This is a genomic window from Streptomyces violaceus (assembly GCF_036014075.1).
GTDB lineage: Bacteria > Actinomycetota > Actinomycetes > Streptomycetales > Streptomycetaceae > Streptomyces > Streptomyces violaceus.
Window position 1 is genome coordinate 925,024 of sequence record NZ_CP107911.1, and the last position, 18,769, is coordinate 943,792.

An 18,769-nucleotide genomic window follows, 5' to 3' on the forward strand; every position below is an offset into this window, starting at 1 on the left:
CGGAACGAACCGCGTCGGGGAAGCCGGAGAGTACGGGGGTCCTGGCGGTCCGTTTCCGGCCGCCGGGAAGTGGTGACGAGGTCAGGCGTCGGCAGCCGGTGAGCTGGTCGCTCGCGCGGCTGCGGCGTCGGTGCGCTTGATGACCTCCATGGATGCGACGGTAACAGCGGGCGCGGGGACCGTCGCGGGAATTTTCGTGCCGCCCTGCGGCCGGGTCACCGGCGCGGCGTGTGTCCAGGCCGGCTGTGCGGGCCGCGCCGGCTGTGCGGCCCGGGCGAGCGAACGCCGGTCGGTGTGGGCGCCCGGGGGTATGACGTCCTGTACGTCCACCTCAGCGACCAGTCCGCGTGCCGACACCACACGCCAGACCGAGGCAGGCAGTGTGTCTTCGCCGACGAAGGCGGGCGCGGTGCTCGGGGGCCCGCCGGCGAGCCGGTACCGCAGGTGCACCGGCTGGACGGCGGCCCCCGCGTCCAGCGCGGCTTGGAAGACGGCCCGGCGGAAGACTCCCTGGGAGCGCCCGCACCAGGTGCTGCCCTCGGGGAAGACCCCGACGGCCCGGCCCTCGCGCAGCACCTCGGCGATCCGGGCGACGGTGCCCGGCAGGGCCCGCAGCCGGTCCCGGTCGATGAACAGGACGCCGCCGCGCGCGGCCAGCGGCCCGGCGACGGGCCACCGCCGCACCTCGGTCTTGGCCAGCATCCGGGCGGGACGTACGGCGGCGAGCAGTGGGATGTCCAGCCAGGAGATGTGGTTGGCGACCAGCAGCAGTGGGCCGGTGGGGGCGGCGGCGCCGGTGATGCGGACCTGGACCCCTGCGGCCCGCACGATCCACCGGCACCACCGCCGGACCAGGGACGCCGGTATCTGTGCGCCGAACAGCGACAGCACGATCCCGGCAAAGAGGAGCAGGACGACCGCGGTGAGCCGCAGCACGGCCCACGGCACGGCCCTCGCCACCGGCTCGACACAGGCCCTGGGCGTACAGGGCGCGGTGGGCAGCCAGGCGCTCATCACGCCGGCACGAGGGAGAGGAAGTGCCGCAGGTAGCGGGAGTTGACCCGGCTCATCGGCAGCAGCACGTACAGGTCGGCGACGCCGAAGTCCGGGTCGTGGGCCGGCTCGCCGCACACCCAGGCACCGAGGCGCAGGTAGCCGCGGAGCAGGGCGGGCAGTTCGACGCGGGCGGCGGGTGCGGGGCCCGGGACCCACGGCAGCAGCGGCTGGACGCGGTACTCCTGCGGCGACAGGTGCTTGGCGCTCACCCGGTCCCAGGTGGCGGAGGCGAGAGCGCCACCGTCGGCCAGCGGGATGGAGCAGCAGCCGGCGAGCCACTCGTGGCCGCGGTCGACCATGTAGCGGGCGATACCGGCCCAGATGAGGCTGATGACCGCGCCGTCGCGGTGGTCGGGGTGCACGCAGGAGCGGCCGACCTCGACGAGTTCCGGCCGGATCCCGCCGAGGGAGGTCAGATCGAACTCGCTCTCGGAGTACAGCCGCCCGGCGACCGCCGCGCGCTCCGGCGGCAGCAGCCGGTAGGTGCCGACGACCTGGCCGGTCGTCTCCTCACGGACGAGCAGGTGGTCGCAGTACGCGTCGAACGAGTCGACGTCGAGGCCCGGCTGCGGGCCGGCCAGCAGGGCGCCCAGCTCCCCGGCGAAGACGTCGTGCCGCAGCCGCTGCGCGGCACGCACGTCCTCCTCGTTCCGGGCGAGGGCGACGGTGTAGCGGGTGGGGGCCGTGGGCTGCGCGGGGCGGTCGACGGTCAGTACGCCGGTCATGGCATCTCCTGGTCACGGGCCGGAGGCGGCGAACGGTGCCGCCGCCCACTGTTGTGCCCATGCCGCCTGTCCTGCGCGTGACGAGTGCCAGGAGTGCGGGTGTGCGCCTGCTGAACTACTGCTTGGCGACCCTTCGCGTGGCCCGCAGCCACTCCTTGTTCATGCTGGTGATGGACATGAGGGGAATTCCCTTGGGACAGGCGGTGGCGCACTCCCCGGTGAGGGTGCAGCCGCCGAAGCCCTCCTCGTCCATCTGCTCCACCATGTCCAGCACCCGCGTCTCCCGTTCGGGCGCCCCCTGCGGCAGCACGTTCAGGTGGTTGATCTTGGCGGAGGTGAACAGCATCGCCGCCCCGTTGGGACAAGCCGCCACACAGGCCCCGCATCCGATGCACTCCGCGTGCTCGAACGCGAAGTCCGCATCCGGCTTCGGCACCGGCGTCGCGTGGGCCTCCGGCGCGGCCCCCGTGGGCGCCGTGATGTAACCACCGGCCTGGATGATCCGGTCGAACGCAGACCGATCGACGACCAGATCCTTGATCACCGGGAAGGCCGACGCCCGCCACGGCTCCACGTCGATCGTGTCGCCGTCCTTGAAGGACCGCATGTGCAGCTGACAGGTGGTCGTCCGTTCAGGCCCGTGCGCATCCCCGTTGATCACGAGCGAACACGCACCGCAGATGCCCTCGCGGCAGTCGTGGTCGAAGGCCACCGGGTCCTCACCCCGCAGGGTGAGCTCCTCGTTGAGCGTGTCGAGCATCTCCAGGAAGGACATGTCGGGCGAGATCCCGTCCACGTCGTACGTGGACATCGTGCCGTCGGCGTCGGCGTTCTTCTGCCGCCAGACGCGCAGGGTGAGCTTCATGCGTAGCTCCGCTGAGTGGGGTGGACGTACTCGAAGGCCAGGTTTTCCCTGTGCAGGGTCGGAGCCTCGCCGGTGCCGGTGAACTCCCAGGCGGCCGCGTACCCGAACTCCTCGTCCTTGCGAGCGGCCTCGCCGTCGGGGGTCTGGGACTCCTCGCGGAAGTGGCCGCCGCAGGACTCGTCGCGGTGCAGCGCGTCGAGGCACATCAGCTCGGCCAGCTCCAGGTAGTCGACGACGCGGTTGGCCTTCTCCAGCGACTGGTTGAACTCCTCGCCGGTGCCGGGCACCTTGATGCGCCTCCAGAACTCCTCGCGGATCTGCGGGATGCGCTCCAGTGCCTTGCGCAGCCCCGATTCGGTGCGGGCCATGCCGCAGAACTCCCACATGAGTTCGCCGACCTCGCGGTGGAAGGAGTCCGGGGTGCGGTCGCCGTCGACGGAGAGCAGCAGGTTGAGCCGGTCCTGCGTCTCGGCCAGCACATCCTGGACGACGGGGTGTTCGCCGGTGACCGCGTCGTGGTGCGGGTTGCGGGCCAGGTAGTCGTTGATGGTCGCCGGGAGCACGAAGTAGCCGTCGGCCAGGCCCTGCATCAGCGCGGACGCGCCGAGCCGGTTGGCGCCGTGGTCTGAGAAGTTGGCCTCGCCGATCGCGAACAGCCCGGGGACGGTGGTCTGGAGGTCGTAGTCGACCCACAGGCCGCCCATCGTGTAGTGCACGGCGGGGTAGATCCGCATCGGCACGCGGTACGGATCCTCGTCGGTGATCCGCTGGTACATGTCGAAGAGGTTGCCGTACTTGGCCTCGACGGCCTTCACGCCCATCCGCTCGATCGCGTCGGCGAAGTCCAGGTACACGCCCTGACCGCCGGGACCGACGCCCCTCCCCTCGTCGCACACGTTCTTCGCGGCACGGGAGGCGATGTCACGCGGCACGAGGTTGCCGAAGGACGGATAGATGCGCTCCAGGTAGTAGTCGCGCTCGTCCTCGGGGATCTCGTTGGGCGGCCGCCGGTCACCCTTCGCCTTGGGCACCCAGATACGCCCGTCGTTGCGCAGCGACTCGCTCATCAGCGTCAGTTTGGACTGGTGGTCGCCGGTGCGCGGGATGCAGGTGGGGTGGATCTGGGTGAAGCAGGGGTTGGCGAACAGGGCGCCGCGCCGGTGGGCCCGCCAGATGGCGGTGGCGTTGGAGTTCATGGCGTTCGTCGACAGGTAGAAGACGTTGCCGTAGCCGCCGGAGGCGAGCACGACGGCGTCCGCGAAGTACGTGTCGATACGGCCGGTGACGAGATCCCGGGCCACGATGCCGCGCGCCCTCCCGTCCACGACGATCAGGTCGAGCATCTCGGTGCGCGGATGCATCTCGATGTTCCCGGCCGCGATCTGCCTGCTGAGGGCCTGGTAGGCGCCGAGGAGGAGCTGCTGGCCCGTCTGGCCGCGGGCGTAGAACGTGCGCGACACCTGCACCCCGCCGAACGACCGGGTGTCGAGCAGCCCGCCGTACTCGCGGGCGAACGGCACGCCCTGCGCCACGCACTGGTCGATGATCTCGACGGAGATCTGCGCGAGCCGGTGGACGTTGGACTCGCGGGCCCGGAAGTCGCCGCCCTTGACGGTGTCGTAGAACAGCCGGTGGATGGAGTCGCCGTCGTTGCGGTAGTTCTTCGCGGCGTTGATTCCGCCCTGTGCGGCGATGGAGTGGGCGCGGCGTGGGGAGTCCTGGTAGCAGAACTGGACGACGTGGTAGCCCTGTTCGGCGAGGGTGGCCCCGGCGGAGCCGCCGGCGAGGCCGGTGCCGACGACGATGACGGTGTGCTTGCGCCGGTTGGCGGGGTTGACCAGTTTGGCCTCGAAGCGGCGCTTGTCCCAGCGCTCGTTGACCGGCCCGGACGGGGCCTTGGTGTCGACGACCGGCTCACCGGTCGCGTAGTCGGCGTAGGAAGTCATCTTCAGCTCACCACTCCGGTCATGACGCCCACGGGTACGGCGATGAAACCGGCCGTGAGCAGCAGCGCGAGAACGTTGGCGACGGTCTTCAGGGCGCGGTCGCGGCTGCGGCTGCCGACGCCGAGGGTCTGGGCGGCGCTCCAGAGGCCGTGCCTGATGTGCAGGCCGAGCGCGAGCATCGCGACGATGTAGACGACGTTGCCGTACCAGGTGGAGAACGTGTCCACGACGTTCTGGTACGGACGGCCCTCCTGGAAGCCGCCGGGGTGCGCGGTGCCGGTCGTCAGGTCCAGGATGTGCCAGACGATGAACAGCCCGAGGATGATGCCGCCCCAGCGCATGGTGCGCGTGGCGTAGGAGGCCCGCGGCTTCTTGTGCACGTACTTGCTGGGGCGCGCCTTGATGTCGCGGCGGCTGAGCTGGTACGCCGAGGTCGCGTGGGCGACGACGGCGACGACCAGCACGATCCGGACGAGCCAGAGCGTCCACTCGTAGTGCATGAACGGCTCGCCGACGACCCGCAGCCAGTGTGCGTAGTCGTTGAACTCGCCGGCCCCGAAGAAGATCTTCAGGTTTCCGATCATGTGGACGACCAGGTACAGCAGCATGATCAGCCCGCTGACCGCCATCACGGTCTTCTTGCCGAGGGTGGAGTCCCACACGGTGCGTGCCATGGACGGCCGTCGGTCCGTCCGCGTTGCCAGAGCCATGGCCAGCACGCTACGGACGCGCGGCCGATCGGTCCAAGACATGGTCCGGCTTGATTCCATAGGCTGGGACTATCGTACGAGTATGCAGTTCCAGCAGCTCCAGTACTTCGTGGCCGTCGCCGAGACCCGGCACTTCACCCGGGCCGCCGATCTGGTCCATGTCGCGCAGCCGTCGCTGTCGCAGCAGATCAAGGCGCTGGAGCGGGAACTGGGCGCGGACCTGTTCCTGCGCGCCCGCGGCAACATCACGCTCACGGACGCCGGGGAGGCGCTCCTGCCCCTGGCCCGGCGGATCCTGGCCGACGCGGACACGGCCCGGCACGAGGTACAGGAACTGGCGCAGCTGCGGCGAGGGCGGGTGCGGCTGGGCGCGACGCCGAGTGTGTGCACGGGTCTGCTGCCGGATGTGCTGCGCGCCTTCCATGATCGGTACCCGGGGATCCGGCTGCTGATCGAAGAGGGCGGCTCTCATGACCTGGTGCGGGGGCTGGCGCGTGGCGCGCTGGATCTGGCGCTGGTCGTGCTGCCCCTGCCGACACCGTCGCCGGCGCTGACCACGGTGGAGCTGCTGCGGGAGGATCTCGTGGTGGTCTCCTCACCCGACGCGCCGAGACCCGGCGAGGGCCGGCGTACCGTGCGCGTCGCCGATCTGGAGGGCGAGCGGCTGGTGATGTTCCGGCACGGCTATGACCTGCGGGAGCTGACCGTGGCGGCGTGCCGTGCCGAGGGGTTCGAGCCGGACTTCGCTGTGGAGGGTGGGGAGATGGATGCGGTGCTGGGGTTTGTGCGGGCGGGGCTCGGTGTCGCTGTCGTGCCTCGGATGGTGGCGGCCAGGGCCGGGCGCGGGCTGCGGGTGACTCCGCTGGCCCGGCCCGGACTTCATCGGACGATTGCGCTGGCGCATCGCAGCGATGTGGCTCCGCCTCGGGCCGCTCGGGAGTTGCAGCGGATGTTGCTTGAGCGGTGAGGCGGTTTGTGTCCGGGAGCGCCGTTGGGGGTGAGCATCGTTCGGGGGCGCGGGTGCGTTGTGGTTGTTCGCGCAGTTCCCCGCGCCCCTGAGGGCGTTACCCCCTAGCCCGTTGCGTCGACCAGGGCCAGTTCGTGCAGGCGCTCCGGGGGGCCCGGCCTTGCGTAGTACCAGCCCTGGGCCGTGTCGCAGCCCAGTATGCGCAACTGTTCGGCCTGGGCGCCGGTTTCCACGCCCTCGACCGTGACCGCGAGGTCCAGGCTGTGGGCCAGGGAGACGATTCCCTCGACGATCTTGAGGTCGACGGGGTCGGCCGGGAACTGTTGCATGCTCTGGGTGAAGGAGCGGTCCAGTTTCAGGATGCTGACCGGCAGCCGGCGCAGGTTGGCGAGGTTGGAGTAGCCCGTGCCGAAGTCGTCCAGGGCGATGTCGACGCCCATCTCCGCCAGCCGGCGCAACGGCTTCAGCAGGTCGTCGTCCGCGCCGATCAGCGCCGACTCGGTGACCTCCAGGCAGAGCGCGTCCGGTTCGATGCCGGTGCGTTCCAGGATGTCGACGGTGTCCTGGACCAGGCCGGGGTGGGTCAGCTGGCAGGGCGAGAGGTTGACGTTGATCCGCAGCGGGCCCACGGCCTCCGCGCCGCCGTGCAGTTCCCGCCACTCGCGGGCCTGCCGTACGGACTGTTCCAGGACCCAGCGGCCCAGCGGCACGATCAGCCCGGTGTGCTCGGCGAGCGGGATGAAGCGGTCCGGGCCGAGCACGCCGTGCTGCGGGTGCAGCCAGCGCACCAGGGCCTCGGCTCCGCGGACGCTGCCGTCGCCGAGGTGGACCAGCGGCTGGTACTCGATGAAGAACTCCCCCCGCTCCAGCGCGGTGGGCAGGGCCGTGGTCAGTCCGTGCCGGGTGATGGCGCGGGCGTCGGCCTCGGGGTCGGCGAGTTCGAAGCGGTTGCCGCCCGCCGACTTGGCCCGGTACATGGTGATGTCGGCGCTGCGCAGCACCTCCGCCGGGCTGCGCTCCCCGGCCGGGCCCTCGACGATGCCGATGCTGCCGCGCACGGTCAGCTCCCGGCCGTCGACGCTGATCGGCGCGAGCAGCGCGTTCATGATGCGGCCGGCGAGCTCGTCGACCTCGCGCTGGGTGTCGGGGCCGGTGGTCAGGGCCACGAACTCGTCGCCGCCGAGCCGGGCGACCATCTCGCCGGGCGCGGTGGCGCAGGACTGCAGCCGGTCGGCGACCTCCACCAGCATCCGGTCCCCTGCCGCGTGGCCGAGGCTGTCGTTGATGGTCTTGAAGCCGTCGAGGTCGAGGTAGCACAGCCCGAACCGCTGGCCTTCCCCGGCGCCCAGTGCCTTCTCCAGGCGCTCGAAGAAGAAGGTGCGGTTCGGCAGGCCGGTCAGCGCGTCGTGCGTGGCCTCGTAGCGCAGCCTCAGGTTGAGCAGCCGCCGCTCGGTGGTGTCCTCCATGAGGGCGAGCTGGTACTGCGGTTCACCGTCGGCGTCCCGCAGCAGGGAGACCGTCAGGTTGGTCCACAGGACCGTTCCGTCAGGGCGGTAGAACGCCTTCTCCAGGTGGTAGTGCTCACGCTCGCCGCGTACGAGCTCGTCGTAGAGCCGCCAGGTCTGCGGCGCGTCGTCGGGGTGGGTCCACTCCCTGACGTTGCGGCTGCGCAAGGTCGGCTCGGAGATCCCGAACATGCGCAGCAGCGCGCCGTTGACCTGCAGGATGTTGCCCTCGAGGTCGGCCATGCCGATGCCTATGGCCGCGCCCTCGAAGACCGCCCGGAACCGGGCCTCGCTCGCGTGCAGGGCCTGCGCCACCACGCCCTGCGCCTGCAGGGCGGCCTGGGCGATGGCCTCCTGCTCGGCCAGTGTCCGCTCGCGCAGCGCCTGCGCGAAGCCGGCGGCCATCGCGTGCTGGAGGCGTGCGGAACGCGCCCGCAGGCCCTCCTGGTCGCCGTCACCGCCGCAGTACAGGACGAGGTACGCGTCCACGCAGTCCAGCGTGCGGCTGAGCGCCTCCGGGTCGGTGCAGTGCGCGTCCACGAGGGCGGCGCCCACGGCCTTGCCCTCGTCGGAGTCGAAAGCCCGGGCCAGCAGCGCCTCGCTCAGCCGCCGGGCCAGCGGCAGCAGTTGCTCCTCGAACTCCGGGCGGGTCGACGACGTCGAGGTCACCGGGAAGACCGCCCGGCTCCAGATCGTCGCGAATCTGCGCAGTCTGTCCTCCGGCCCGTCCGGTTCCGCGATCACGCCGTACGCCCCACGCCCGCGAAACCGGAGAACGCATACGGATCGTCGTCCTCCGGTGTGGTGTCGGGCCGCCAGCGTGGCATCGCCACCAGTCCGGGTTCCACCATGTCGTACCCCTCGAAGAACCGCGCGATCTCCTCGCGCGAGCGCATGATCAGCGGGTTGCGGATCTCCTCGTACACGTCCACCGCGCCCCCGGCCCGCTCCGGCGGCAGCGGGATCCCCTCGTAGGAGGCGTGGGTGAGCACGAGCAGGCTGCCGGGCGCCAGCGCCTCGCCCAGCTCGGCCACCGCCCCGTACGGGTCGTCCTCGTCTTCCACGAAGTGCAGTATGGCAACGAGGAGCAGCGCCACTGGCTGATTCAGGTCGATCAGCCGCTCCACCTCGGGGCTGCGCAGGATGTCCTGGGGCTTGCGGAGATCCGCGGCGACGACGCCCGCGCCGTCGTTGTCCCGCAGGACCGTCTGGCTGTGTGCCACGGCCACCGGGTCGTGGTCGACGTAGACCACGCGCGCGCCGGGGCGAGCGGCCTGGGCCACCTCGTGCACATTGCCGAAGGTGGGGATGCCGGAGCCGATGTCCAGGAACTGGGTGATGCCCTGGTCGGCCGCGTAGCGCACGGCGCGGCGCATGAACGCGCGGTTCGCCTGCATGATCTTGGGGAGTCCCGGCAGGAACTCCATGGCCCGGCGGGCCGCTTCCCGGTCGACCTCGAAGTTGTGCGATCCGCCCAGATAGAAGTCGTACATCCGGGAAACGCTGGGCACCGAGATGTCGATGCTCCGTGGGGCCCAGGCGGGACGCTCCATCTATCTCTCCAAGGCGTAGGCGATCCGGTGTTCGAGCAGAGGCTACTGATCGCCCGCCAATGGAGCGACCCGAAACGGAAATTGACCATCCGTTCCCGGTCACTGCCTGCGGCACGTGCCGAATTGATACCCGCCCGCCTGCCCTTCGAACATATGACGAACAGCGTTCGAGGCATTCCGGAGAGTTCCGGTCCGGAAGGGGAAGAGTGCTGAGAATTCGCTGAGTTCAGGTGAAGCATGGCAAAACGGTCCGCCCCTCCGTGAGCCACGGAGGGGCGGACCGGGTCGGCTCCGTCGGGTGACGCGAGGGTCAACCCTGGGGAGGTCTCTCTGCTATTCCGACGCGCCGACCAGCTTTCCGTCGGGCCGCACGGCGTACCAAGTGCCGCCGACACCCTGGCCGTTGGTGTCGCCCGGAGCCTTGTCGCCGGCGAAGGTGTAGATCGGCGAGCAGTTGATCGTCTGCTGCTTGCCCTTGCCGTCGGTCCGGTCGAAGATCATGTAGCCCTTCTCCTGGATGCCCTTGGTGTCGGCGAAGTCGACGGGCTCCACGAGCGGCCACTTCTCCAGGCACTCACCGGTGCAGTTGGAGACGGGCTTCGGCCAGGCCTTGTCCTTCTTGAACCGGTAGACGGTCATGCCGTTCTTGTCGACGACGATCTCGCCGAGCTTGGGGTCCTCACGGGTGGACAGCCCGGCCTCCGCCTCGGCCCCGCCGCCGCCGGCGGCGCCTGCCCCGCCTTCCTGCGCCTTCTTGCCGTCGGGGGCCAGCGCGTACCACTTGCCGCCCACACCCTGGCCCTTGACGTCACCGGCGTTGACGTCCTTGGCGTAGCGGTAGGCCGGCCAGCCGCCGACGGTCAGCTGCTTGGTGCCGTCGGCCCGGGTGACCGAGCCGAGCAGCGCCTTGTCGATGCCCTCGCCGGCCTCGGCGTCGTCCGCGGGGACCGGCGGCCAGGTCTTGGCGCAGTCGCCGTCGCAGTTCGACTTGGGCGGCTGCTCGGTGTCCTGGTCGAACCGGTACAGGGTGAGGCCGAGGCTGTCGGTCACCACCTTGCCGACCTCATCGGCGGTGGAGACGGACAGCTTGCCCGCGGGGTTGGACGGGCTGGACGCGCTCGGCGCGGCCGGGCTGCTCGCGGTGCCGCCCACACCGTTCCCGGTGCCGGCGCCGATGCTTCCGTAATCCCCGGGCGCCGCCGTGGCACCCACGTTCTGGCTGGCCGCCGGTGGGCTGTCCTGACCGCACGCCGTCGTCAGCGCCAGGACCGCCGCGGCGCTCGCCACGAGTGAGGCGCTCCGCCAGGAGGTCTTCATCGTCAACTCCCCATAATCGCAAGGGTGTTGCAGCGCCCTGCTGCGCCGCCGCACGGACATGAGTACGCACGGGAGCGGCGATTGTGTTCAACGACCGGCCAAATTTCTTTCCGGAACCTGTGACGAGTGCCGCACGCCGTCGCACACAGGTGCGTGCCGAGTGCCCTGCGGGCGACCGCTGATCAAACCGACGGCACCCGGAAATCCCTCTTTCGGGGCAATCCCCTTGCGCTCCGGCACATCCCGGCGGAACAAGGCTCATGATCTTCGTCGTGTATGGACCCCTCTCGATCCAACCCGCCGTCGCCCTACGGGCCTTGACGGTGGCGGCGCTGACCTGGGCACTCGTCGGCGCACCGGGTTCAGTGGCGGTGGCCACCGCCTGCGCGTACGCCTCGACGGGGCCGGACGGCACGAAGGCGGTGGCGTACGCCGGGAGCAAGACCTGGCCGACCAAGCCGCCGTGCCCGACACCCACACCGACGCCCACGCCCACTCCCACTCCCACACCGCCCCCGGCACCCCCGCCGCCGAAGCCGACGCCGACTCCGAGTCCGTCGCCGGACCCGACGCCACCGCCGCCGAAGCCGAAGCCGACGCCCACGGCCAGACCCGAGCCGCCTCCGCCGCCTCCGCCCGCTCCTCGCCCGGCGGCGCCCCCGCCCGAGCCGACCCTCAGGCCCGTGCCACCGCCGCCGCCTCCCCCGGCTCCGGCACCAAAACCGTCGGCCACACCCACGCCGCGTCCGTCCGCTTCGCCCGTGCACTACCCGCGGTATCGCGCCGCGCCGCCGCGGCCACGGCGGACGGGCAACGCGATGTCGCCGCTCACCTTCGTCCTGCTCGTCACGGTGCCCGCGGTGGTCGCCGTCGCCGCGCTGCGCGCGCGCTGATCCCTGAAGCCCTGGAGGTACCTCTTGCCGGAATGGCTTGTTCTCACCCTCGCAATGCTGGCCGCCTGCGCCGTGGTGGTCATCATCACCCTCGTACGCCATCGCACGGCGTCCGACGACGAGGACCCCAGTGAGACCCCGGACGTCATCGAGTACATGACGATGTGGATCGGCGTGGTGTACGCCATCGTCCTGGGGCTGGCGATCGCCGGTGTCTGGGAGGGGCGCAGCGCCGCCCAGGACCACGTCCAGGCCGAGGCCACGGCGCTGCACGAGATCTCGGAGCGGGTCCGGGTCTACCCGCCCGGCGCACGCGACCGGATCCGGGACGACATCGAGGCCTACGTGGGATACGTCGTCACCACCGAGTGGGACACCATGGCCGACGAGGGCCGTGTCACCGAGCGCGGCCACCGGCTCTTCGAGCGCGTCCGCCAGGACGTCACCGACTACGAGCCGAAGACGGACTTCCAGGCCCAGGCCTACCAGCCGCTCCTCGACCAGGTGACCGCGGCCAACCAGGCCCGGATCGCCCGGGCGGAGTCGACCGGGGAGACCATGCCGGGCGTGGTGTGGTTCGGGCTGATCGCCGGAGCCGTCGTCACCATCGGGATGATCTTCGCCCTGCAGATCCGCAGAACGACACGTGAAATGGTCCTCGCCGGGCTGTTCTCGGCGCTGATCGCCTTCCTGCTGTTCCTGATCTGGGACTTCGACTCGCCGTACAGCAGGGGCGTGACCGCGTCGGCGGACCCGTTCCTCAACCTCTTCCCGGGCGCCGGGGACTGACGGCACCCGCATCACGGATCCGGGCCGGGGGCCACGCGACACGCCGTCGCCGTCCCCCGGCCGCGGTAGCGGGATTCCCCCGGGCGGCCCACACGCATGCCCCATTCGCGCTACTGCGATCGCGCTACGGGGCACCCCTTCCTAGCGTTTCGGTCATCGAGGTGCATGTCTGACGTGAGCGGAACAGGTCCGCGGCTGCTCCTCGGGGACCCGGAGGTCACCATGCGCGCGATACGCGTCGCTTCGGCCGTACTGCTGGGCGCGGGCGCCCTCGCCTCCTGCGTGCCGACCGCCTACGCGGCGGTCCGGACCGATTTCGGCTTCGCCGTCGAGCCCTCCACCGTCGCGGCGGGCGAAAGGGTCACGCTGCGGGTGGTCCGCAACGCGGCGTGCCGGGGAGAGGCGGTGGTCTCCTCACCGGTCTTCGACCTGGTCGCCATCCCGCCCACGGAGTCGTCGGCGCGGGCCGTGGTCGACTGGGACGCCAAGCCCGGCGCCGTGTACGACGTGGAGTTCGTCTGTGACGAGTCGAGCGGCACCGCGCGCCTGACCATCGCCGGCCGTCCGGCCCAGCACCCCGCACACCAGCCGACGCACCACTCACCGCACCACGCCTCGGACCACCACCGCCACCCGTCGAAGGGCGCGCACGCGGGAGAGGGCGGCACCCTCGCGGGCTTCGACCTCAAGGAGATCGGCCTCGGCGCCGCGCTGATCGCCGGCGCGCTGGGCACGACGTACCACTTCGCGCGCCGCCGCACCGACGAGGACGCCGGCTGACCGGCCCGGCGCGGATGCCGCCCCCGGGTCCTGTCCTCGCCCCGGGCCCGCGAGGGATCCGGGGCGAAGACCGTTCACGTGCGATGCGGCCCGCCGAAGGAGCCGGGAGCGCGGCGTCAGACGCGCCGCTCGGCCCGGCGGCGCATCCAGAACACGCCGCCGCCGACGGCCGCCGCCGTCACGAGGCCGCCGCCGATGGCCACGTCGGTCGGCGTCGCCCCGGTGGTGCTGCTGCCGCCGATACCGCCGCGGACACCGCCGATGACGGTGAAGGCGTGCGGCTTTGTCAGGGTCCTGCCGTCGCACCTGACCGTGATGTCGTACGGACCCGGGCGGGCGTTGTTCCTGATCGTGGCGGTGCCCCTTGCCGTCTCGTTGGCGCCGTGGATGGGCGAGAGCCTCGCCGGCATCGTGAACGCACTGGAGGTCGCCGTGCCGCCGTGGCGGCAGCCGTCGACCGTGATGGTCAGCTGACCGCCGCGGGCGATCACGCTGGGCAAAGCGACGATGTTGCTCGGTCTGTCCCACGCGACGGCCGCGGGGGCGGAGAGCCCGAGGGCTGCGACCGCCGCGCCGGCGACCGCCAGAGCACGAGTGTTACGCATGTGAACCTCCGCGGAAGACGCCCCGGGACCCGTCCCCGGTCGATCGGCGAGAAAGCGCCTCCCAGAAAGACAGTCAGTTGCCTTGCCCGGACCCGCATTTCGGGAATGGTCCGTCCTGGTGAGAGCCGATACCGCGGGAAATCCACGCAATCGGATATCGCCGCAGGTCACGGACCGTCAGAAATTTCCTCGCCGCGGCAACTCGGATGGCGCACCTGAAATGGCCGGGCCACCCTTCACAGGCCATGGCCACCCGTTCGCCCCCGCCCCGTCGCCGGTTTCGTGCGCGGCACTTAGCGTTCTGGTATGCGCGAAAGACACGGCGACGGCCGCGTCGAGAGGGGATGGCGAATGTCTGCGTCCGAGCTGGCCGAGGCGGAAGAGGAGGCGCGGCCGAAGAAGCGCGCCCCGTGGGGCGTGATAGCGCTGGTTCTGCTGACCGGCCTCGCCCTCATCCGGAATGGTTCGGGGGAGTTCGACGAGGGTCCGCCGCAACCGGCGACAGCGGCCGCGACGGACAGCCGGGTGCCCAACGCCGCCTTCGCCGGGACCGTACAGCCCCTGCCCTACTCCCTCCCGGACCGGGTCAGGATCCCGGCGATCCAGGTCGACACGCCGATCATTCCCGTGGGCCTGGACGCGGACGGCTGGGTCGGAGCGCCCCCGCCGGAGGACCCGAACCTGGCGGGCTGGTTCACCGGGGCGGTCACCCCCGGCGAGAAGGGCACCGCGGTCGTCGTCGGCCATGTCGACAACCAGCTGGGCCCTGCCGTGTTCTACGCACTCGGCGCCCTGAAGAAGGGAAACCGTGTCGAGATCGCCCGGCAGGACGGGAAGACCGTCGTGTTCGAGATCTACGGCGTCGAGGTGTTCGAGAAGAACAACTTCCCGGGCGACCGTGTGTACGCGTCCAAGGGCGCGGCGGAACTGCGGGTCATCACCTGCGGCGGCGGTTTCTCCCAGCAGAACGGCTACGCGGGCAATGTCGTGGCCTTCGCCCGCGCGGTCGAGGTGCGCTAAACGTTCCCGGCCGGGCGGGCTGAAGCCTGACGGCGCCTGTCACGCGTAATGCCGCCTGGGGACGGAGATGTGGTAGCCGGCGTCCAGCAGTTCGGGCAGATAGCTCCGCAGGGCCCGCACGCTCTGCGATCGGTCGCCCCCGGCGTCGTGGGAGAGCACCACGACGCCGGGGGCTGCGCCGTTCTCCACCCGGCGGACGATGGACCGGGTGCCGGGGCTGGTCCAGTCGAGGGTGTCGACCGTCCAGGCGAGGGGTTCCATGCCGAGTTCGGCGCCGAGCCGGAACGCGGTCCGGTTCCAGGCGCCATAGGGGGCCCGGAACCACTCGGGGCGCTCCCCGTAGGCATCCTCGATGACGTCGCAGGTACGTTCCATCTCGGCACGGATCTCCCCGCGGGTGAGGCGGGTGAGCAGCGGGTGGGACCAGGTGTGGTTCCCGACGGCGTGGCCCTCTTCGGCCATCCGGGCCAGCAGTTCCCTGTTGCCGGCGGCCATCCCTCCGCACACGAAGAACATCGCGCGCACGTCGTACTTGGCGAGGGTGTCCAGGACGGCCGGGGTGTAGCGGGGGTCGGGGCCGTCGTCGAAGGTCAGCACCATGTGGCGGCCGCGTCCGGAGAAGCGCAGCAGCGGTGCGCGGCGGACCAGGGTCCGGCGGGGCGCGGCATGCGGCGGGCCGTACCCGGTCAGGGGCTGGAGCCGGTACGCGGAGGAGCTGAGCGGGCGGCGGGCCTGGGGCCCCGCGGCCGAGACGGTCCCGGCGGGGCCGCCGCCCCCGGTGACCCCCGCGTACACACCGGCCGTGGCGGCGACGCCCACGGCGCCGGTGCCGGCGAGCAACACCCGGCGACGGGTGAGCAACTGATCCTTCTTCATGACTCATGAGTCGCCCGGCGGGAGACCGACGCACCTGAGCAACACCGGTGCGGCGGTGCCGTTTCACCCGGACGGCCCACGCAGACGGGTCAGCGGCGGCGCACCAGGGGGAACGGCAGGGTCTCCCGGATGGTCAGGGCCGGTGAGGAACATGACCAGCCGGTCGACGCCGCTGCCGAGGCCGCCGGTGGGCGGCATGGCGTATTCGAGGGCGTCCAGGGCGCTGCTCGACGGTCTCGGTCGGTCGAGCTTGCGGTGCCAGACACGGACCTGGTCGGACAGGCCGGAGAGAGGACCGGCGGGCTCGGTCCCGTCCCCTCCGGCGAGGCCGAGCGCCGCCAGTGACGGCAGCCCCTCGGTGGTGACGGGCCGCTGTCCGCCCTTCGGGTGCCCTCTTCCCCACAACTTGCGCATCGACGGTACGGAGACGAAGCCCTCGGCGATGCCGGAGGCGAGACCGACCCGGGCGAGGGAGGCGGCCTCCGCGTAGCACAGGAAGCGGGGGTACCACTCGGGGCGGTACTTGGCGTTGGACCGGTACAGGGCCTCCAGTTGCCACCACTTGGAGAAGAAAGCAGCAGGCGGCGCCAGAGGCGGAGCACCGGTCCGGCGCCGATGCGGGCGCCCTCCTCGAACACGGAGCGGAACACGGCGAAGTTCAGCGAGACCTTGCGCACGCCGAGTTTCGGGGCGGCGTGGCACAGTTCGGCGACCATGAACTCCATGACGCCGCTGGGGGCGGTGCGGTCATGGCGCATCAGGTCCAGGGAGACGCCGTCCTTGCCCCAGGGCACGAAGGACTGCAGGGCGAGCGCGCCGAACAGGCCTCCGATAGCCTCGCGGCGTGACGGAACAGCACTCCCATGAGTTCGAGCGGGGCACGGACGGGCCGAAGGTGATCATGGCCGGAGTGGACGGCTCCGACTCCTCCCTGCGGGCCGCGGCCTACGCCGGTGGCCTGGCCCGGCGGCAGCACGCGCTGCTCGCCGTGGTGTACGTGCAGCCGGTGCTGGCGGCGGGGGCGGCGCTGGGGGCGCCGGTGGCCGGGACGACCGACGAGATAGCCGAGGACCTGGTGGCGCAGATCCGGGACGCTGCCGAGCGGCTCAAGGGGATATTCGAGGTCCGCTGGGAGTTCCACACGTTCCCCGGCGACCCGTACAACGGCCTGGTGCAGGCGGCCGACGAACTCAAGGCGGACGCCGTGGTCGTGGGCGCGTCCGAGCAGGCGGGCCACCGGATCGTCGGGTCGGTGGCGGTGCGGCTGGTGAAGGCCGGGCGGTGGCCGGTGACCGTGGTGCCGTAAGGGGACCTAGGTCCCTGGTCGGTTGGCACGAGGGCCCCTGGTCGGTAGGCACGAGGTCGCGAGCGCCCGAGGATGCTGCCGTGACTTCCTACGCCTTCGACGTGGACGCCTTCCTGCGCCGTCCCCTCACCGCACGCCTCGCCACCAACGGGCCGACGGTCCGCCCCGTCTGGTTCCTCTGGGAGGAGGACGCGTTCTGGGTCCTGACCGGGCCCTGGGCCCGCCTCTTCGACCGGGTGCGGGCCGATCCCGGGGTCGCTCTGGTGGTCGACGAGTGCGATACGGCGACCGGTCTGGTCCGGCAGGTGATCGCCCGGGGCCGGGCCGAACTCATGCCCTTCGACGTCGAGCGGGGGCGGCGCAAGCTCGTCCGCTATCTGGGCGCGGACGAGGAACGGTGGGACGAGCGGTTCGTGCACTACCTCCACGACGATCCCGCGCGGCGCGGGACGGTGTGGCTGCGGCTGCGTCCCGCGTCCCTCGTCGCGCACGACCTGAGTTACGCCGTGGCCCCCTGAGGCGGCCACGGGCGCACGGCCGGACGGTGCTCCCGGCCTACTCCCCCATCACCAGTCCGTCCCCGGCCGCGCCCCTGCCGAGTACGACATCCCGGATGCGGTCGCGGACGGCCTGTCCGTCGGCGCCCTGGGCGATCGCCCGGTTGAGGTTCACGACCCGGCCGGCGTCGACGTCGAACAGTTGCGGGATGAACTCGGCCTTCGTCACCTCCCAGCGGCCGCCCGGCCGTGCCGGCGGGGCGAAGGTGAAGCGGCCGAGGGTGGACTGGTTGCCGCGCGGGTCCTTGGCGCCCTGGTGGTTGGTCATCTCGCCGGCGATCTGGTCGCCCATGCCGTAGATCACCCAGGTGCCGTTGACCTTCTCGTACGCCTGCGGGACGTGCGCGTGGGTGCCGAGGATCAGGTCGATGTCGGGGCGCCCTCCGCTGCGCGCCGCGGTGAGGTTACGGGACAGGGTCAGCTGCTGGTCGTCGGGCGCGTCCTGCCACTCGGTGCCCCAGTGCAGGGAGACGACGACCACGTCGGCGCCCGCCCGGCGCGCGGCCCGGGCGTCCGCGAGGACCGTGCCCTCGTCGATGAGGTTCACGGCCCAGGGCTGTCCGGCCGGCAGCGGGATGCCGTTGGTGTCGTAGGTGTAGGCGAGATGGGCGATCTTCGCCGAGCCCGCCTGGAGAACCGTCACCGTGCGGGCCTCCTCCTCGGCGCGTGCCGAGCCGGCGTGCCGTACGCCCGCGCGGTCGAGGGCGTCGAGGGTGCGCCGGATGCCGTCGGCACCGTCGTCCAGGGTGTGGTTGGAGGCGGTGGAACAGCCGTCGTAGCCGGTGACGGCGAGGGCCTGGGCCACCTCGGGCGGGGACTTGAAGGTGGGGTAGCCGGTGTAGGCGCCGTTCTCGCCGTAGACGGTCTCCATGTGGCACAGGGCCACGTCCGCGCGGGAGACGACGGAGCGGATCCCCGCGAGCATCGGCCGGAAGTCGTAGCCGGTGCCGCCGGCGTCGAAGCGGGCCCGGTCGATGATCGTGCTGTGCGGGAGGACGTCGCCGGAGGCGACCAGTGTGAAGCCCCGGGGCACGGCGGCGGACGATGCCGGGCGTCCCGGGCCGCGCGGTTCGTGGCTGCCGCGGGCCTGGCAGGCCGCTCCCGCGGCGAGGACGACGGTCAGGGCCAGGGCCATCTGTCGACTGCGTGCGATCATGCCATTCACCCCACTGTGGGCGCTGTGGTCGTATTTACGCACCATCAGGAAAGAAGGCTCACGCCGCCCCACGCGGCTCCGACACGCTCATTAGCCCGTCCGGAACGCACCGGTCCGGGCGCGATGACCGTTCGTCGAACCGT

18 protein-coding genes and 1 pseudogene are annotated in these 18,769 nt (G+C 71.3%); 7 read left to right on the forward strand and 12 right to left on the reverse strand.

All coding sequences use genetic code 11. The features are described from left to right. Positions 1-81 precede the first annotated feature (81 nt). The 5 genes from OG542_RS04310 to OG542_RS04330 form a co-directional block, all read right to left on the reverse strand. Positions 82-1,014, reverse strand: a complete 933-nt coding sequence (locus OG542_RS04310) for a lysophospholipid acyltransferase family protein (protein WP_328417758.1) — start codon at positions 1,012-1,014, stop codon at positions 82-84. Then, a complete protein-coding gene (locus OG542_RS04315; RefSeq protein WP_311129043.1) occupies positions 1,014-1,781 on the reverse strand; it encodes a GNAT family N-acetyltransferase in 768 nt (255 codons plus the stop codon). Before OG542_RS04315 ends, OG542_RS04310 begins: the two co-directional genes overlap by 1 nt. 115 nt (positions 1,782-1,896) lie before the next feature. Continuing rightward, positions 1,897-2,646 carry a succinate dehydrogenase/fumarate reductase iron-sulfur subunit gene (locus OG542_RS04320; RefSeq protein ID WP_328408349.1) on the reverse strand — a complete coding sequence of 250 codons (750 nt, stop codon included), beginning with the start codon at positions 2,644-2,646 and terminating at the stop codon, positions 1,897-1,899. Beyond that, positions 2,643-4,592, reverse strand: a complete 1,950-nt coding sequence (locus OG542_RS04325; protein WP_328408351.1) for a fumarate reductase/succinate dehydrogenase flavoprotein subunit — start codon at positions 4,590-4,592, stop codon at positions 2,643-2,645. The genes OG542_RS04320 and OG542_RS04325 overlap by 4 nt, the downstream gene beginning before the upstream one ends. Before the next feature lie 2 nt (positions 4,593-4,594). Next, positions 4,595-5,266: a succinate dehydrogenase gene (locus OG542_RS04330; RefSeq protein WP_328417760.1), complete on the reverse strand. Its 672-nt coding sequence runs from the start codon at positions 5,264-5,266 to the stop codon at positions 4,595-4,597. Between the two features lie 118 nt (positions 5,267-5,384). Here OG542_RS04330 and OG542_RS04335 point away from each other — a divergent pair, with 118 nt between their 5' ends. Further along, entirely contained in the window at positions 5,385-6,269 is an 885-nt protein-coding gene (locus OG542_RS04335; protein ID WP_328408353.1) for a LysR family transcriptional regulator, read from the forward strand. 104 nt (positions 6,270-6,373) lie between these two features. On the opposite strand, the gene OG542_RS04340 is transcribed toward OG542_RS04335, so the two are convergent. From OG542_RS04340 to OG542_RS04350, 3 genes are all read right to left on the reverse strand, one after another. After that, complete coding sequence (locus tag OG542_RS04340) at positions 6,374-8,518, reverse strand: putative bifunctional diguanylate cyclase/phosphodiesterase (RefSeq protein WP_328408355.1); 2,145 nt, start codon at positions 8,516-8,518, stop codon at positions 6,374-6,376. Further along, a complete protein-coding gene (locus tag OG542_RS04345) occupies positions 8,515-9,327 on the reverse strand; it encodes an SAM-dependent methyltransferase (RefSeq protein ID WP_328408357.1) in 813 nt (270 codons plus the stop codon). The genes OG542_RS04340 and OG542_RS04345 overlap by 4 nt, the downstream gene beginning before the upstream one ends. A 333-nt stretch (positions 9,328-9,660) precedes the next feature. After that, positions 9,661-10,644 carry an SCO0930 family lipoprotein gene (locus OG542_RS04350; protein ID WP_328408359.1) on the reverse strand — a complete coding sequence of 328 codons (984 nt, stop codon included), beginning with the start codon at positions 10,642-10,644 and terminating at the stop codon, positions 9,661-9,663. A gap of 761 nt (positions 10,645-11,405) precedes the next feature. On the opposite strand from OG542_RS04350, the gene OG542_RS04355 reads away from it, so the two are divergent. The 3 genes from OG542_RS04355 (at position 11,406) to OG542_RS04365 (ending at position 13,106) form a co-directional block, all read left to right on the forward strand. Further along, positions 11,406-11,537 (forward strand): hypothetical protein, encoded by a 132-nt coding sequence (locus tag OG542_RS04355; RefSeq protein ID WP_267913587.1) that lies wholly within the window; start codon positions 11,406-11,408, stop codon positions 11,535-11,537. Positions 11,538-11,561: 24 nt separating this feature from the next. Beyond that, positions 11,562-12,326: a bestrophin-like domain gene (locus tag OG542_RS04360; RefSeq protein ID WP_328408361.1), complete on the forward strand. Its 765-nt coding sequence runs from the start codon at positions 11,562-11,564 to the stop codon at positions 12,324-12,326. A gap of 222 nt (positions 12,327-12,548) precedes the next feature. After that, a complete protein-coding gene (locus OG542_RS04365) occupies positions 12,549-13,106 on the forward strand; it encodes a hypothetical protein (RefSeq protein WP_328417762.1) in 558 nt (185 codons plus the stop codon). Between the two features lie 116 nt (positions 13,107-13,222). Here the strand turns inward: OG542_RS04365 and OG542_RS04370 are convergent, their stop codons facing one another. After that, the gene (locus OG542_RS04370; protein WP_328408363.1) at positions 13,223-13,711 is read right to left on the reverse strand and encodes a hypothetical protein; all 489 of its coding nucleotides are present in this window, start codon (positions 13,709-13,711) and stop codon (positions 13,223-13,225) included. A gap of 351 nt (positions 13,712-14,062) precedes the next feature. On the opposite strand from OG542_RS04370, the gene OG542_RS04375 reads away from it, so the two are divergent. Beyond that, positions 14,063-14,731, forward strand: coding sequence for a class F sortase (locus tag OG542_RS04375; protein ID WP_328408364.1), 669 nt, complete (start codon positions 14,063-14,065; stop codon positions 14,729-14,731). A 39-nt stretch (positions 14,732-14,770) separates the two neighbouring features. On the opposite strand, the gene OG542_RS04380 is transcribed toward OG542_RS04375, so the two are convergent. Together OG542_RS04380 and OG542_RS04385 are read right to left on the reverse strand one after the other, a co-directional pair. Further along, on the reverse strand, positions 14,771-15,607 hold the full coding sequence (locus OG542_RS04380) for a polysaccharide deacetylase family protein (protein WP_328408365.1): 837 nt from the start codon (positions 15,605-15,607) through the stop codon (positions 14,771-14,773). A gap of 102 nt (positions 15,608-15,709) precedes the next feature. Further along, a pseudogene (locus tag OG542_RS04385) lies at positions 15,710-16,422 on the reverse strand (phosphatidylglycerol lysyltransferase domain-containing protein); the annotation flags it as partial. 29 nt (positions 16,423-16,451) lie between these two features. Between OG542_RS04385 and OG542_RS04390 the strand changes: the two are divergent. Continuing rightward, on the forward strand, positions 16,452-16,913 hold the full coding sequence (locus OG542_RS04390; RefSeq protein ID WP_328408366.1) for a universal stress protein: 462 nt from the start codon (positions 16,452-16,454) through the stop codon (positions 16,911-16,913). An 80-nt stretch (positions 16,914-16,993) separates the two neighbouring features. Beyond that, entirely contained in the window at positions 16,994-17,431 is a 438-nt protein-coding gene (locus OG542_RS04395; RefSeq protein ID WP_328408367.1) for a pyridoxamine 5'-phosphate oxidase family protein, read from the forward strand. Between the two features lie 37 nt (positions 17,432-17,468). Here OG542_RS04395 and OG542_RS04400 read toward each other — a convergent pair whose 3' ends face one another. Then, complete coding sequence (locus OG542_RS04400; protein ID WP_311129033.1) at positions 17,469-18,626, reverse strand: CapA family protein; 1,158 nt, start codon at positions 18,624-18,626, stop codon at positions 17,469-17,471. Positions 18,627-18,769 lie beyond the last annotated feature (143 nt).

Excerpts from the sequence above, each read along its gene's own strand:
- OG542_RS04375 (WP_328408364.1), top strand. The coding sequence starts at position 14,063 with ATGTCTGCGTCCGAGCTGGCCGAGGCGGAAGAGGAGGCGCGGCCGAAG.
- OG542_RS04335 (WP_328408353.1), top strand. The coding sequence starts at position 5,385 with ATGCAGTTCCAGCAGCTCCAGTACTTCGTGGCCGTCGCCGAGACCCGG.
- OG542_RS04380 (WP_328408365.1), bottom strand. The coding sequence starts at position 15,607 with ATGAAGAAGGATCAGTTGCTCACCCGTCGCCGGGTGTTGCTCGCCGGC.
- OG542_RS04400 (WP_311129033.1), bottom strand. The coding sequence starts at position 18,626 with ATGATCGCACGCAGTCGACAGATGGCCCTGGCCCTGACCGTCGTCCTC.
- OG542_RS04350 (WP_328408359.1), bottom strand. The coding sequence starts at position 10,644 with ATGAAGACCTCCTGGCGGAGCGCCTCACTCGTGGCGAGCGCCGCGGCG.
- OG542_RS04345 (WP_328408357.1), bottom strand. The coding sequence starts at position 9,327 with ATGGAGCGTCCCGCCTGGGCCCCACGGAGCATCGACATCTCGGTGCCC.
- OG542_RS04310 (WP_328417758.1), bottom strand. The coding sequence starts at position 1,014 with ATGAGCGCCTGGCTGCCCACCGCGCCCTGTACGCCCAGGGCCTGTGTC.
- OG542_RS04315 (WP_311129043.1), bottom strand. The coding sequence starts at position 1,781 with ATGACCGGCGTACTGACCGTCGACCGCCCCGCGCAGCCCACGGCCCCC.
- OG542_RS04320 (WP_328408349.1), bottom strand. The coding sequence starts at position 2,646 with ATGAAGCTCACCCTGCGCGTCTGGCGGCAGAAGAACGCCGACGCCGAC.
- OG542_RS04325 (WP_328408351.1), bottom strand. The coding sequence starts at position 4,592 with ATGACTTCCTACGCCGACTACGCGACCGGTGAGCCGGTCGTCGACACC.
- OG542_RS04365 (WP_328417762.1), top strand. The coding sequence starts at position 12,549 with ATGCGCGCGATACGCGTCGCTTCGGCCGTACTGCTGGGCGCGGGCGCC.
- OG542_RS04370 (WP_328408363.1), bottom strand. The coding sequence starts at position 13,711 with ATGCGTAACACTCGTGCTCTGGCGGTCGCCGGCGCGGCGGTCGCAGCC.
- OG542_RS04330 (WP_328417760.1), bottom strand. The coding sequence starts at position 5,266 with ATGGCACGCACCGTGTGGGACTCCACCCTCGGCAAGAAGACCGTGATG.